The sequence below is a fragment of the Streptomyces changchenzhani genome (assembly GCF_039766235.1).
In the GTDB taxonomy this organism is placed as follows: domain Bacteria; phylum Actinomycetota; class Actinomycetes; order Streptomycetales; family Streptomycetaceae; genus Streptomyces.
In genome coordinates this window covers 559,028-572,560 of sequence record NZ_JBDHNH010000001.1, presented here as the reverse complement: position 1 = coordinate 572,560, position 13,533 = coordinate 559,028, and the positions used below count along the sequence as shown (strand labels likewise).

General features: G+C 68.7%; 13 protein-coding genes and 1 pseudogene. 12 read left to right on the top strand and 2 right to left on the bottom strand.

Annotated features, from left to right (window positions below):
* The first annotated feature begins 236 nt into the window (after nt 1-236).
* The 9 genes and pseudogenes from ABCR94_RS02815 to ABCR94_RS02770 all read left to right on the top strand — a co-directional run bounded on the left by ABCR94_RS02815 (nt 237) and on the right by ABCR94_RS02770 (nt 10,208).
* The gene (locus tag ABCR94_RS02815; protein ID WP_347117340.1) at nt 237-3,383 is read left to right on the top strand and encodes a PAS domain S-box protein; all 3,147 of its coding nucleotides are present in this window, start codon (nt 237-239) and stop codon (nt 3,381-3,383) included.
* Between the two features lie 78 nt (nt 3,384-3,461).
* A pseudogene (locus ABCR94_RS02810) lies at nt 3,462-3,797 on the top strand (site-specific integrase); the annotation flags it as partial.
* An 815-nt stretch (nt 3,798-4,612) separates the two neighbouring features.
* The gene (locus tag ABCR94_RS02805) at nt 4,613-5,212 is read left to right on the top strand and encodes a hypothetical protein (RefSeq protein ID WP_347117339.1); all 600 of its coding nucleotides are present in this window, start codon (nt 4,613-4,615) and stop codon (nt 5,210-5,212) included.
* A 623-nt stretch (nt 5,213-5,835) separates the two neighbouring features.
* Entirely contained in the window at nt 5,836-6,090 is a 255-nt protein-coding gene (locus ABCR94_RS02800) for a hypothetical protein (RefSeq protein WP_347117338.1), read from the top strand.
* Entirely contained in the window at nt 6,087-7,208 is a 1,122-nt protein-coding gene (locus ABCR94_RS02795; RefSeq protein ID WP_347117337.1) for an MFS transporter, read from the top strand. The genes ABCR94_RS02800 and ABCR94_RS02795 overlap by 4 nt, the downstream gene beginning before the upstream one ends.
* Nucleotides 7,209-7,245: 37 nt before the next feature.
* Complete coding sequence (locus ABCR94_RS02785; protein ID WP_521976037.1) at nt 7,246-7,668, top strand: LysR family transcriptional regulator; 423 nt, start codon at nt 7,246-7,248, stop codon at nt 7,666-7,668.
* A 756-nt stretch (nt 7,669-8,424) separates the two neighbouring features.
* Nucleotides 8,425-9,012: a TetR/AcrR family transcriptional regulator gene (locus ABCR94_RS02780; RefSeq protein ID WP_347117336.1), complete on the top strand. Its 588-nt coding sequence runs from the start codon at nt 8,425-8,427 to the stop codon at nt 9,010-9,012.
* Entirely contained in the window at nt 9,009-9,389 is a 381-nt protein-coding gene (locus tag ABCR94_RS02775; RefSeq protein ID WP_347117335.1) for a hypothetical protein, read from the top strand. Before ABCR94_RS02780 ends, ABCR94_RS02775 begins: the two co-directional genes overlap by 4 nt.
* 111 nt (nt 9,390-9,500) lie before the next feature.
* On the top strand, nt 9,501-10,208 hold the full coding sequence (locus tag ABCR94_RS02770; RefSeq protein WP_347117334.1) for a helix-turn-helix domain-containing protein: 708 nt from the start codon (nt 9,501-9,503) through the stop codon (nt 10,206-10,208).
* A gap of 125 nt (nt 10,209-10,333) precedes the next feature.
* Here the strand turns inward: ABCR94_RS02770 and ABCR94_RS02765 are convergent, their stop codons facing one another.
* Nucleotides 10,334-11,017, bottom strand: coding sequence for a TetR family transcriptional regulator (locus ABCR94_RS02765; RefSeq protein ID WP_347117333.1), 684 nt, complete (start codon nt 11,015-11,017; stop codon nt 10,334-10,336).
* Nucleotides 11,018-11,136: 119 nt separating this feature from the next.
* On the opposite strand from ABCR94_RS02765, the gene ABCR94_RS02760 reads away from it, so the two are divergent.
* Nucleotides 11,137-11,841, top strand: coding sequence for a DUF4386 domain-containing protein (locus tag ABCR94_RS02760; protein ID WP_347117332.1), 705 nt, complete (start codon nt 11,137-11,139; stop codon nt 11,839-11,841).
* On the opposite strand, the gene ABCR94_RS02755 is transcribed toward ABCR94_RS02760, so the two are convergent.
* On the bottom strand, nt 11,782-12,003 hold the full coding sequence (locus tag ABCR94_RS02755; RefSeq protein ID WP_347117331.1) for a DUF6083 domain-containing protein: 222 nt from the start codon (nt 12,001-12,003) through the stop codon (nt 11,782-11,784). The genes ABCR94_RS02760 and ABCR94_RS02755 overlap by 60 nt on opposite strands.
* A 101-nt stretch (nt 12,004-12,104) precedes the next feature.
* Here ABCR94_RS02755 and ABCR94_RS02750 point away from each other — a divergent pair, with 101 nt between their 5' ends.
* Together ABCR94_RS02750 and ABCR94_RS02745 are read left to right on the top strand one after the other, a co-directional pair.
* Nucleotides 12,105-12,380, top strand: coding sequence for a hypothetical protein (locus ABCR94_RS02750; RefSeq protein WP_347117330.1), 276 nt, complete (start codon nt 12,105-12,107; stop codon nt 12,378-12,380).
* Nucleotides 12,381-12,457: 77 nt separating this feature from the next.
* Nucleotides 12,458-13,009 (top strand): hypothetical protein, encoded by a 552-nt coding sequence (locus ABCR94_RS02745; protein WP_347117329.1) that lies wholly within the window; start codon nt 12,458-12,460, stop codon nt 13,007-13,009.
* Nucleotides 13,010-13,533: the final 524 nt, after the last annotated feature.

Genomic DNA, 13,533 nt, shown 5'->3' with positions numbered 1-13,533 from the left:
AGGGTGGGAGACCTGCGGCGCCCAACCGATCGGGACGCTGGCGCATGTACGGGCCGAAGCCGTCCGGAGTTGCCGAAACCAACGAATCCGTGGTGAGACTGATGTTGGGTTGGACAGGCCGCCGGACCACAGGACCCACGCAGGAGCCCGGCCCCGCCACCGGGCCGGCGCGACCCCCGTACCCATCGGGGGCAGACGGCGGGCCGCTGGGGGAACTGCCGTCCAGCGCGCGGGCGGTGGCCGTGGCCCGCGGCGGCGCACAAGGGGCTGCCGCGCTGAGTGCCGCCCTGGCCTGCACGGGGCTGCTGGGCTGGCTGCTGGACAGCAGCGTCCTCAAGAGTGTGCTGCCGGGACAGTCCGCCTCGATGAAGCCGAATGCCGCGCTGGCCCTGCTGCTGCTCGCCATCGCCCTCCACCTGGGCGCCGCGAAGCATATGACACCGTGGTCGCGGCGGGCCGCACGAGGCGCCGCCGCTGCGGCGGCGGGGATCGGGGCTCTGACGCTCCTGCAGTACGCCACCGGCGCCGACCTGTTCATCGACGAGGCGTTGTTCCGCGACGACACCGCCGCGGTGGCCACCGCCGCGCCCGGCCGGATGGCGCCCAACACCGCGCTGGGGCTGCTCCTGGCGGGCCTGGCCCAGCTCGCGGCCGGCGGACGCCGCCCGCGCACCGTGGGCATCGGGCAGGGCCTGGCCCTGGCCGTACTGCTGATCGGTCTGCTGCGCCTGTACGGGTTCGTCTACCGGGTACCGGAGCTGGCGCAGATCGGTCAGTACACCGGGATGGCCCTGCACACCGCCCTGGCGCTGGCCCTGCTGGGTGCCGGAACGTTTCTGGCCCGCCCGGGGGCGGCCCTGGCCGGTCTGCTGACCAATGCCGGGACGACCGGGACGCTGGGCCGCTGGATACTGGGCGCGACCTTCGTGGTGCCCCCGGGGCTGGGCTGGGCGCACCTGGCCGGCCAGGACGCGGGGCTGTACGACAACCGGCTGGGGGTGGCCATGCTGGTCACCGGCAACGTGTGTGCGTTCAGCGTGGTCGGTTTCTGGGCGCTGGCCGTCGGCGGCCGGGTCGAGACCGCGCGGGCCCACGCCGAGCAGAAAGCCGGACAGTACGCCCAGTTGCAGGCGTTCATGGACCACAGCCCGGCGGTCATCTTCATGAAGGACCTCAACGGGCGCTATCTGGCCGTCAATACCCGTTTCGAGCAGGTCTTCCAGGCCGACCGGGACCGGGTGCTCGGGGCCCGCGACGAGGATCTGCTGCCGCGCCCTGCAGCAGAGGAGACCCACGCGGCCGAGCAGGCCGCCCAGGCGGCCGGCTGCGCCCTGCAGCGCGAGCACCTCATCGCGCATCAGGACGGCCCGCACCACTACCTCACGGCCCTGTTCCCGCTCACCGACTCCTCCGGCGTCCCGTACGCGGTCGGCGGCATCGCCACCGACGTCACCGCCCGCATCACCGCCCAGCGCGAGAACGACCGGCTGCACCGACGCTTCCGCGGACTGCTGGAAGCGGCCCCCGACGCGATGGTCATCACCGACGGCGACAGCACCATCGTGCTGGTCAACCGGCAGGCCGAGCAAATGTTCGGCTATCCCCGCGGCGAACTGGTCGGCCAGCCGGTCACCCTGCTCGTACCCGAGCGGCTGCGCGCAGGCCACGCGGCCCACCAGCGCGCCTACCTGCAGTTCCCCCAGGTCCGGCCGATGGGGGCCGGACTGGACCTCAAAGGGCGGCGCAAGGACGGCGGCGAGTTTCCCGTCGAGATCAGCCTCAGCCCGGTGGGGACCGAGGACGGACTGCTGATCTCCGCCGCCATCCGCGACGTCACCGACCGCCAGCAGGCCGAACAGCGCCTGCGCGAGCTGGCCGCGATGGTGGAAACCTGCCAGGACGCCATATTCACCCAGACCCCCCAGGGCCTGATCACCTACTGGAACACCGCAGCCGAGCGCCTGTACGGCTACACCGCGACCGAGGCCATCGGCCGGCACGTGGCCCTGCTCACCCCGCCCGAGCGCGAGCAGGAGGTCACCGCACTCCTGGAACGACTACGGCAGGCGGAGCGCATCGAACACTTCGAGACCGTCCGCCTCACCAAAGACGGCCGCCTGATCGACGTCGAACTCACCCTGTCGCCGATCCGCGGCCCCGACGGCACCGTCCTGGCCTCCACCACCAGCGCCCGCGACATCACCGACCGCAAACAGGCCGAAGCCGAGCGCCGGACCCTATACGAACAGCAGCGACACATCGCCCTCACCCTCCAGCGCAGCCTCATGGGCGTCCCGCCCCCCCTCCCCCAACTGGCCACCGCCCACCGCTACCTGGCCTCCGCCCAGGGCTCCGGCGTCGGCGGCGACTGGTTCGACCTCATCCCCCTCGACGCGAACCGCACCGGGATCGTCGTCGGCGACGTGATGGGCCGCGGCCTGGAGGCCGCCGCCGTCATGGGCCAACTCCGCGCCGCCGCCCACGCACTGGCCAAGACCGGCATGACCCCCGAGCACCTCATGCACGCCCTGGACGCCTTCGTCGGTGACCTGCCCGACCAGCTCGTCACCTGCTGCTACCTGATCCTGGACCCGGACCAGGGCGAAGTGACCGCCTGCTCGGCCGGGCACCTGCCCGTCCTGCTCGGCGCCCCCGGCACCCCACTCCGTCCACTGCCCACCCTGGTCAGCGTGCCCCTGGGCGTCGGCGGCTTCCCCCACCGGCAGACCACCCACCTCCTGACCGCCGGTACCACCCTCGCCCTGTACACCGACGGCCTGGTGGAGCAGCCCGACACCGATATCGACACCCGGATCGAAGCCCTGACCGACGCCCTGCAGAGCGCCCTCACCACCACCCCCTCGCTGGAGTCGGCTGCCGACCACGTCCTGGACACGCTGCTGCCCGACGCCGACACCCACGACGACGACGTGACCCTGCTCCTCGTCCACCTGCCCGCCACCACTCCCCTGGCCAGCGCCAGCACCGAACTGGACGCCCACCCCCGGGCAGTCGCCACCGGCCGCCGCTTCCTCACCACCACCCTGCACCAATGGCACTGCTCCGAAGAGACCGTCGAGGCCGCCCGCCTGCTCACCTCCGAACTCCTCACCAACGCCGTCCGCCACGCCCGCGGCCCCATCGGCCTGCACCTGTACCACGCCGAAGCCGAACTCACCGTCGAAGTCACCGACCGCAGCCCCCGCCTACCCCATCCACGGCACGCCGGCCCCGACGCCGAGGACGGACGCGGCCTGGCCCTGGTGGCCGCCCTCGCCGACACCTGGGGCACCCACCCCCACCCCGGCGGCAAGACCCTCTGGTTCACCCTCGCCCTCAAACCCTCATCAGGCGACTGCGCGACATCACGCGGGTTCGCCTGAGCGTCGATTCCCCGGATTGACCGGATTGACCGTGCTGCCCGAGGCCGCCGTGGCAAGCAGGGCCGGGTGCCGGGGCGCGATGAACTGATCCGCCGGAACCCGTGCCGGATCAGAGGCGCTGGAAAGGAGTCCGGTCCGATGCGCCCGGAGAAGCAAGCCGGTTCGAGGCGCAAGGACGTGAACAATGACGTGAAACTTGGACTCCATGACGATTCGGGTCAGGAAGGCAGCGCCGGAGCTGAGTACGGAAAGCGTGCCGAGGGCGACACGAAGTCGGAGGCGGGTAAGCGTTACGTCGTCCTGCCGGACTTCCTTCACATGGAGCTGCGGCACCATCTCGACTGGTACGCGGAGAACGGCCCGAACGGTCTGCTCTTCGTGGGCGAGAAGGGCGCACCGAATCGAACCCGCACTCTGAGCTTGGGAATCAACGGCGCTTGCGCGCTCCTCCGCCTTTGACCTGCATAGATGTCTGCCCGTGGCCCTCGTCGGTTGGACGTCATCGAACCTCTATTGACCGCTGTTCGCTGTCCTGAAGGGCCCGGCCGGGGCACGAATGCGGCGGCAGAGGTGGCGCCAGTGCTTCCGTGCATCGGGAAGCTGTGTGCTCTTCTGTTCAGGGCAGGACAGGTGGCTGGCATTGCTTACGCAAGGGGTCGTCCGACGGCTGCTGGCACTTGTGGGCGCGCCTCTCAAGACACCGTGGCTGGGACTGTCATGCAGGATGAAGGGAGCAGGCGGGCCAGACCGTCTGCTGCGCTTCAGCCCAGGACCAGTTATTCATCGCCGAAGTCAGCCACCAACTTGAGCTGCCCACCCGGTGATCACAAAGCTCAACCATGCGAAGAATAAATGCAAGAGGCATCGGGCATGAAGCCCGGCTTTTGCGCTCGTGCCATCCCGGCACTTCCGCACCTGTTGGTATGCGTCGAAATTCCTGATCAACAATATGGCTCCGGCGCCAAGCGCCCACAACACGGAGCTTCCCGAGCCGTACAACCGCGGTACCTACCTGAACCAAGAGATAGACCAAACCCGCACAAGGCATTGCCCAGTCCAGCAATCCGCCGTCTCTCAGCGGATTCGCCTGCTGTTCTGCCGGAAGAAATTTCCCGGAGAGTTGACTGTAGTATCGTGAGCGCGAAGGCGTGCGTAAAGGGAACTGGCTGTTCGTATCCGTGATATAGTCCTAATCAATTAATAGGACGCCACGAAAAAAGGGGAATGGCGTGAATACCGAGAAGGTTACGGCTCGACGTCTTGCGACCGGAGAGATTTCGGAGTTGGGCCTCCAGGATGGAATCTTCGTCTCGGCAGAGATGGATGGGCTTCCTCTCGACTGCTACGCCCCGGCTTTCCTTGTGGAGCCGGGTAAGAGTTTCGAGGGAGGGTCCTTCACCGCGAGGACGATCTTCGGTCAGGAAATCCACGTTCTCCCGGACAATGCCGAAGAGCGCGGGATCTGGGTTGCCGACAAGGCAGGGGAAGAAATTGAGGTTCTCCAGAGTGCCGGCATCCTCCTGAATCTCGCCCTCTTCGTGCCCAACGGGAACAAGGAATCTCTGGAGTCGCTCTACTCCGCGGCCCGGGACGCCTTCGGCGCGGGGATCGTTCAGCGCTGGAGCGAGGAAGTCGTCGCGGTGCCGGATGTCAAGGTCGACCTGTTCGAGGAGCCGGCCCGGGGGCGGAAGAACACGAGCAGCCAGAACCGTGACCGCCGCGCCTTGGACATCTACCCGACCCGAGTGCGATTCCTGGAGCCCAGCGATGGCTGGAAGTTCATTGTCGAACCACACAAGGCGGTCGTCGATGACACACCGACGATCTGACCTGATGGCAGGTTAGCTTCGATCTCTCGCGGGAGCCCGTCAGCTTGCTGACGGGCTCTTCTTCGTTTGTTGTGGCGGGTGTTGGGGCGTGTGGGCAGGCCGGTGGCCCGATCGTCGCATTGGGTGGGCGCTGGGTTCCACGTTTCCGGTGGGGTGGTTCAGGCTCGTCGCGATCTTGATGCAAGACACCCTCCCGCGACCAGCACGGGCCTCCCCTCCCTACCCACACCAGACCACCTGACGTGCAGTTTTCACGATGCACAGCGCCCACTGCCTAACGCGCGCTGCCTACCGACGCGAGCACGCCGTAACCTACGAATTCATCCTCGGCAGTGTGACTGGCCTCTCATGCATCGCCGCTCACCGCGATGGCCTGCGGGCATACAGCGGATGCATAAGAGATGCAGGCGACGGGCTTGCGGGAAGGGTGTCCGCCGTATGTAATTCACTCGTTTACAGGTTGCATGCAATCAAAGACGCATGTTAGTTGCAAGGCGGGGGAATATGCGAAAGTTTTCTGGCGAAAAAGCTTGACGAGCTGAGACGCGGCGGCCAGTACCGGTCGTTCGTAGAAATCAATCGTCACGCGAATGCGTACCCGAAGGCGACAGACGCTCTGCGAGGTGGACACACGCCACGATCCCGTTCCCGAAGGCCTCGACACCATCGTCGGGCTGCGTCGCATCGTCGCGGACTCCGTACGTTTCGCGCACAACCGACAGCGGCTTGTCGTGCCGTTCGCCGGTATCGAGGAGTCCGTACGGCTACAGCGCCTGCTCAACGAGATTGAACAGACGGGCCAGTTGACCGGACCGGCCAGCTACTTCCCCAACGGTCGGCAGGTCACCGCCGAAACGGACTTGGAGCGCCTCGGATGAGCGCCACACAGACAACAGCCACTCCGAAGACGCGCGACGGTCGCGGCAAGTTCATCCCACTGTTGGCGCTGGGCACGTTCGCGCTGGGAGTGGACGCCTACGTGCTGGGTGGGCCGGTCTTCGCCACCCTCCTGGCCAAACGGTCGGCGAAGGTGGTCCTCGGCGTGGCGCTGGTGGTCTTCACGATCGGCAACGCGCTGACCGCCCTCGCCCCCACGCTTGCGGTCCTCCTGATCGCCCGCGCGGTGGCAGGCATCGGTGCGGGCGTGTACTCTCCCGTAGCCGCCGCCACGGCAGCGGGCCTCACCACTCCGGAACGGCGAGGTCGCGCTCTCGCCACCGTCATGGGCGGATTGAGCATCGGCACCGTCATCGGCGTCCCGGTCGGCATGCTCCTCGCCTCGCACATCGGGTGGCGCGGCACGCTGTGGCTGATCACCGCGCTGGGCGTGGTCGCTCTGATCGGCATCGTGTGGCTGCCGAAGATCGAGGTGAGTCCTCCGCCTCCGCTGGGCCAGCGGGTGCGCGCCCTTGCCAGCGGCCGGGTCGCCGGCATCGTCACCGTCTCGCTGCTCGGCGGCATCGCCAGCCTTGGCCTGTACACCTACCTCGCTGAGTTCCTCGTCGACGCCGCCCACACCCACCAGACGGTCTGGGCCATGTGGGCCTGGGGCGCGGGAGGCATCATCGGCAGCCTCCTCATCGGCCCCATCGTGGACCGGACCCGTCGCCCCTTCGCCGCGGTCACCTGCATCCTGGTCCTCATCGTGGCCAGCCAGTTCGTCCTGCCCGCCGCCGCTCATGCCGCCGCGGCTTGGGCAGTCGTCCCGCTCGTAGCCTGGGGCGCGGCCGGATGGGCCGTACAGGTGCCTCAGCAGCACCAGCTCATCGCAGCCCAGCCCGAACAGCCTGCGGTCGCCGTCTCGCTCAACAGTTCCGCCGTCTATCTCGGCAGCGGCATCGGGTCCGCGCTCGGCGGCCTTGTGCTGGGCCTCGGCGCCTCCCCGGCCGCGCTGCCGTACTACACGGGTGCACTCACCGTGGTCGCCCTCGCCTTGCACCTGACCGTGGTGCGTGGTGCTGTCCGGCGCGGGGTAAATGCCGACACAACACCCTGACCTGGGAAGACAGCCACAGCTGGCTAGCATTACCCGCATGGATATCGGGCTGCGTCACTTGCGATATTTTCTCACCCTTGCTGAGGAACAGCACTTCACCTGGGCCGCCGACCGTCTCGGTATCACCGTCAGCGGCACGCTCGCCCCGCAGGACTGGCCGGCCGACGCCACCCCCGAGATCGGCGCGGAAACCTCCAACGCCGAGGAGTACCTTCACGCCGTCGCCGCCCGGCGCGGTGTCGGCGTGCTCCCGGTGTCGGTGGCCGCGCAGCATCCGGATCCGGACATCCTGTACCTGCCGCTCACGGGTGTCCCGCCCGCAGTCCTCACCTATGCCTACCCCCGCACCAACCCTCACCCCTACGCTGCAACCTTCGGTCGTGCCCTACGGCAAGGCCAGACCAGCGAGCGATCTACCTTCATGCAGGACCCGAACCCGAAGATCACGGCGGGGACGTAAGGAGTCGTCGGGGTGAACCCGGCTGTGACCGTGCATGAAGGCAGACACCTCACGATGCCGACGTGCCAAGCTGCAGTGGCGAGTTCGGTGGGGAACACGATGCCCTCGTCAAACGGCCTGCGGCGCTGCAGGCAGTGGTGGAATGTTCGATCATGCGGTTGAAGAGGCTCCCGGCCATTGCGGAGGCGCTTGGGTTTCCTGAGAAGAGGTCGCCGACCTGCCTGTGGATGTGGTGAGCTTCCGGGCCCTGCGCAAGATGACAGCCTCGCAGCGGGACATTGCGCTCAGCCGGCGGCCGGCTGTCCAGGGTCCTGCAGGAACGGATCGGGGCTCAGTTTCGGCTGCCGGCTCCGGACCTGCCGTCCCTGCGAGGCGACCGCTCGCCGGTGGACGCGAACGGCGCGCCAAGACCCCTTCGAGCAGGTCAAATGGGTTTAGACAACAAAGAAGCCCCGGGCTGCTGGCCTGAGGCTTTCTCGCGAAACTGATGGAGCGGGTGACGGGAATCGAACCCGCACTCTGAGCTTGGGAATCACTCGGTACTTGGTCCCGTGTATAGCCTCTGACCTGCGGAAGCGCGTGCCGATGACCTCGTCCTGGCTGCTTCGTCAGCCCCTTTGGTGTCCGCTGTTTACCGCCCCTACTGGCGCGTTGTGGCACAGCCCCTCGTGCGAAGTCCGGGGATGCAGCAGTGATGTCCTCGTGACGCCGACCGGGGTTGCTTATCAAACGGGTCGACCCGTATCGTAAATCGGTATGAGCTCCTTTCCGTCCTCCAGGGGACGCCCCAGGGATCCCCGCTCGCACGAGGCGATCGTCAGCGCGGCCACAGAGCTGGTGATCGAGGTCGGCTACGCCGCGACATCGATCGGGGCGGTGGCTGCCCGTGCCGGCGTCGGCAAGGACACGGTCTACCGGCGGTGGCGGGGCAAGCCGGAGTTGGTCTTCGAGGCCGTGTTCACGACCACCGACCATGCTCCGACCCCAGACACCGGAACGCTGGCCGGGGACCTGACCGCACTGCTGCGGGGCCTGGTCGACGAGTTCCACGCACCTGCTGCTGCAGCGGCGCTCCCGGGGCTGCTCGCTGACTTCGCCGCCGATCCGGTGCTGAAAGCTCGCATCCGCAGCGACTTCCTGGCCCCCTCGAAGGAGCGGCTGCTGATCGTCTTCGAGCGTGCCGTGGCGCGCGGGGAGATCGCGGCCGACACACCCGTGGATCTAGTCCTGGACACGCTGGCAGGAGCCGTGTTCTTCCACGTCGGTCTGGTCGGGGAACACCCCGACCGTCAGCTGGCCGACCGGCTGGCTGCTGTCATAGCCAAAGGAATCGAGATCCGATGAACGGCTGGCTTCTCGCAGCGGGCATCACCGCGTTCGGTGTGGCCGCAGCGCACATCGTCGGCGGGCACCGGGATGTGGTGCGCCCGCTGCTGTCCTGCGGACTCGCAGACGAACCCAAGCGCGTCCTTCATGCCGTGTGGCACATGGTGAGCGCCGACTTGGTGCTCTCCGCAGCCGCCTTGGTCTACCTCGCGCTGGCGGACGATACGTCAGCGACCGGCCTGATGGCGTGGTTCGTGGCTGCGCACTTCGTAGCGTACGCAGTCGCTTTCCTGGTCGTCACGCTGTCGGTCGGCTGGCCGAATCCACTGCTCCGGCTGCCGCAGTGGATTCTTCTCCTGCCGGTCGCGGTCCTGACAGTGGCGGGTGCCGCGTAGCGACAGCCCCGGAGAGATACAGTCGCGGCGCCCGCGGGGCTGATCCGAGCCGCCAGCAGCCTCCCCGCGCACAAGCTGAGCGGTCTCGGTGATGCGGGCTGTGGTTCGGGTATGAGGTACAGACTGCGTCTGGACTACGTCTGGACTGCGTACGGACTGCGTCTGGACTGCGTACGGCTGATGGGGCGGGGCCTGACCGTGCCCGAGGTGGCTGACCTGCTCGAATGCAACGCCGTCACCGTGCGGGGTTCGGTCCACCGCTTCGCGGCCGGCGGGTTCGACGCGCTGGAGGGTGCCCCGCGCCCGGGCCGCCCGGCCTCAGTCACCCGCGAGGACCGCGAGGCGCTGGCCGCCCTGCTGGACGAGTCCGCCCGGCAGGGCCGGACCTGGACAGCCGCCGCGTTGTGCGACTGGCTGGCCGCCGAGCGGGGGGCGCGGGTCTCGGCGGCCTGGCTGACTGAGTTGCTCCACCGGGACGGGTTCCGGTGGAAACGGACCCGGGACACTTGGGCGCCACCCGGCAGGCGGACACCGCGTCCCGACGGTCGCGCCGCCCGCGGTCAGGCCGGACACGCACTCGTCGTGGCCGCCGCTCAGTCCGACGTAACACGCCGTCCGGATGGAGTCCGGGGCCTCCCCGCCCTGCAGCTCCCGCTCGACCTGGTTGATGCAGGCCGTGACGTCCGCGTGGGCGGCGGGGGCCGTGAAGGCCAGGCCACCGAGCGCGAGGGTCAGGCCGGTGAGGACACTTGCGATACGGATGGACGTGCGCATGGGACGTACCTGCTCTCCGGGATCGTCGCGCGGCCCGGGAGCTGAGTGTTGCCGGATCCGCGTGGGAACGGCGCCGAGCGCACGCGGGCCCGCGCGCAACCGCTGGCCCCGGCTCGGCTGGTTTCCCCTCCCCCCTTCGACGCTGGATCAGCCCCCGCCCCCCGCACCCACTACGCCTTCCGCGCGGACGTCCAGCCCTGGCGGCGGAGGCTTTCGAAGCTGTCCAGGAGGAGGTCCAGGGCGAATTCGAACTCGAACTGGTCGTCGCAGCCGCCACCGACCGTGGAGCCCCCGTCGTGTGCGGCCGTCGCGGCCAGTTCCGCGATGTGCGGGTAGCGCGCCGCGAGCCCGGGGTCCGGCGGGCCGGAGGGGCCCGAGGTGTCGAACAGTTCCTGGCTGAAGCCGAGCAGGCGGCTGCCCATCGCGTGCATGACGTGGTGCGTGAGGTCGGCGGAGAGGCCGCCGTCCCGGAAGCTCCCGGCCATCGAGTCCAGGTACGCCAGCACGGCCGGGGTGGGGCCGGTCCGCGACTCGATGACCCGGGCCGCCCAGAGGTGGCGCAGCAGGACCCGCCGGGCCGAGAGGATCCGCCCGCGGACCACGCGCTGCCAGTCGGGGCCCGCGGCCGGCGGGTCGATCTCGCCGACGACGGCGTCGGCCATGCCGTCGAGCAGCTCCTCCTTGTTGGCCACGTGCTTGTAGAGGGCCATCGGTACGACGTCCAGCTCCTGCGCGAGCCTGCGCATGCTGAGCGCGTCGATGCCGGTGGCGTCGGCGAGCGCGACGGCGGCGCGCAGGACGCGGTCCCTGTTCAGGGGGATCCGTTGCGTGTGCATGGCTTCCTGCCGGGTCATTCCGGTTCGGCCCCTTCCCTCCTCGACAGCGCCCTCTCCTTGACGAGTGTACGTCGTACACCTATGATCGCTGCCAGGTGTACGGCGTACACCATCAGCGAGCGAGGGGTACCGAGAAGATGAGTCCGGACCGGAGAACCGCGGTGGCCGCCGGGTCACTGTTCCTGCTGACCGAGGCCGCCGCGATAGCCGGGGCGGTTCTTTACCGCCCCCTGCTGGGCGCGGCGGACGGCCGGCTCGCGCAGGGCGCCGACACGCGGGCGCTGCTCGGGGTGCTCTGCGAGGTGGTGCTGGTGGTGGCGGTGGCTGGTACCGGGGCGGCGCTGTTCCCCGTCCTGCGGCGCCACGGCGAGGGGCTCGCGCTCGGGTACGCCTTCGGGCGGCTGCTGGAGGCGGCCGTCATCGCCCTCGGGATCGTCGCCGTCCTGGCGCTCGTCACTCTGCGGCGGGACGCGGGGGCGGCGGCCGGCGCCGATGTCGCGCTGGCGGCCGTGCGCGACTGGACGTTCCTGCTCGGGCCCAACATCGCCCTCGGCCTGAACACCGTCCTGCTTGCGTACCTGGCGTACCGCGCACGGCTCGTGCCGCGCTTCATCGCCGTGCTCGGGCTGGTCGGCGGCCCGCTGATCTGTGCCTCGGCCGTCGCCGTGATGTTCGGGGCCTACGCGCAGCTCTCCGTGGCGGGGGCGGCCGCCGCGCTCCCGGTGTTCGCCTGGGAGCTGGGGCTGGCCGGGTGGCTGATCGTCAGAGGGTTCGGGCCCGGCTCAGGCGCCGCATCCCGGGCAGACGGAGAAGTGGCTGATCCGGCAGGTGTCCGTCGGTGAGGCCGACCCGAGCTTGACGGCGGCGCCGTCCGGGGCCACGCGCCAGCGCTGCCCGGCCGGGACCGCGTGGGTGGGGTGTGGCGCTCTGACCTGCGCGTACGTCGATCTGGACGCCTCGCGGCCTGACCGGAAGTGACCGCCTTGCCCCTTGGATACCGTCACGGAGGGCTGGTCCGGGGCTGGTGGCGGGCGGTCTCGCCAGCATCCCCGTCAGACAACCACCTTGAGGTACTGAGGTACCGTGAAGCTGGAGGTGAGGCGTGATGACCACGGCTTCGAATCCGCCGCGGCAGGCACCGCTCAAGGTGGACCCGGCGACGGACAAACTGATCAGTCAGGGAGCGCATTTCCTCGGCCTGACCAAGAAGGGCCTGGTGGCCGAGGCGGTACGGGTCTACCTCGACCAGCGGCGCGAAGATCTCCGTACCGGCATGGTCGAGGCGCTCAGCGTCCTTGACGGCTCCCTCAAGTCGGACGTCATGCTCCTGACCGGCCTGACCGCCGAGGAGATCGATGCGGTCGGCGGTATCGACGAGTGACCGGACCCGCCGCCATGCGGCCCGCGCGCCCTACCTTGCGTTGCCTGCTCGACGATCTTGGACTTCCGCTCCCGGTAGTGACTGACCCTCTGGACGAGATCGACCACCCGATCCTGGCTAAGGCGGCCGAGCAATTCACCGCGACCGGTGACACCAAACACGAACGCATCCGCGCCATCGACGACCAGGTGCTGTTCAAGGTCAAGGTGCAGCGCTGGCGCGGTGCGGTCTGGGTGAACGCCGACCTCCCGTGGCTGGTGGCGGCCGGCCGTCGCGAAGACGGCTCCACCGACGACTTCTACGCAGCCCTCGAATCCGAGGGCAAGACGGCCCGCGCCCGCTACAACGCAGAGAATGCCGACGCCCTCAAGTCCACAACGCACACTGCCCGCTTACTCCCCGCCCGCGAGGACCACGTCCGCTACCGCGCCGAAGCCGGAGTCCGCTTCGTGCGTCGTCTCCGCACTACGATCCTGGCACTCAGCCGCTCCACCCTCCACGACGGCCAGGAACACACGGTGGACTTCGACACCTTCACTCTCGGCCTCCAAGTCTGCGCCGACGAGGGCCACGAAACCTATCTTGCCGTCCGCATCACCGGCTCTGTCCCGCCGACCTCACCACCCTGATCCTGCGCAACGTCCCCGGCTGCGAGACCGATGGCTGGTACCCCGAGTACGCCCTCCCGGAACGCGACCTGCTCCCCGCCGAACAAGCCTGGTCCAACCTGATGGACCCGCATCAAGCAGCACGGCTGCTTGATGCGGAGTCGTAGCAGCCGGACCGCAGACCAAACCTCGGGGCTAACGCCTCTTCCTTATCGCGCGCTTCTTCGCCTTGGCTTCCTTCTCTTTGCGCTGGGCCACGCCGTATGCCGACCAAGCCCCTTGGTGCACTGGGCAGCGGGAGGTGCCTGACACCACCTTCCGCTGACAACGACCACCCGTCTTGGTACGCGCACCACACTTCGCCATGCCGATCCCCTCAGGCGGAGGCTCACACCTCGCTGCTGTGTCAGCTTCGGGAAGCGTCCTGCCCACGCCATCACCTGTGAAGTCGCGAACCGGTCGAATCCGGCGCACCTGGTGCACCTGGCGCACCTGTGATGCCGACCTGAGGACTGGCTCTGCCAGGAGATGCAACCAGAATCCTG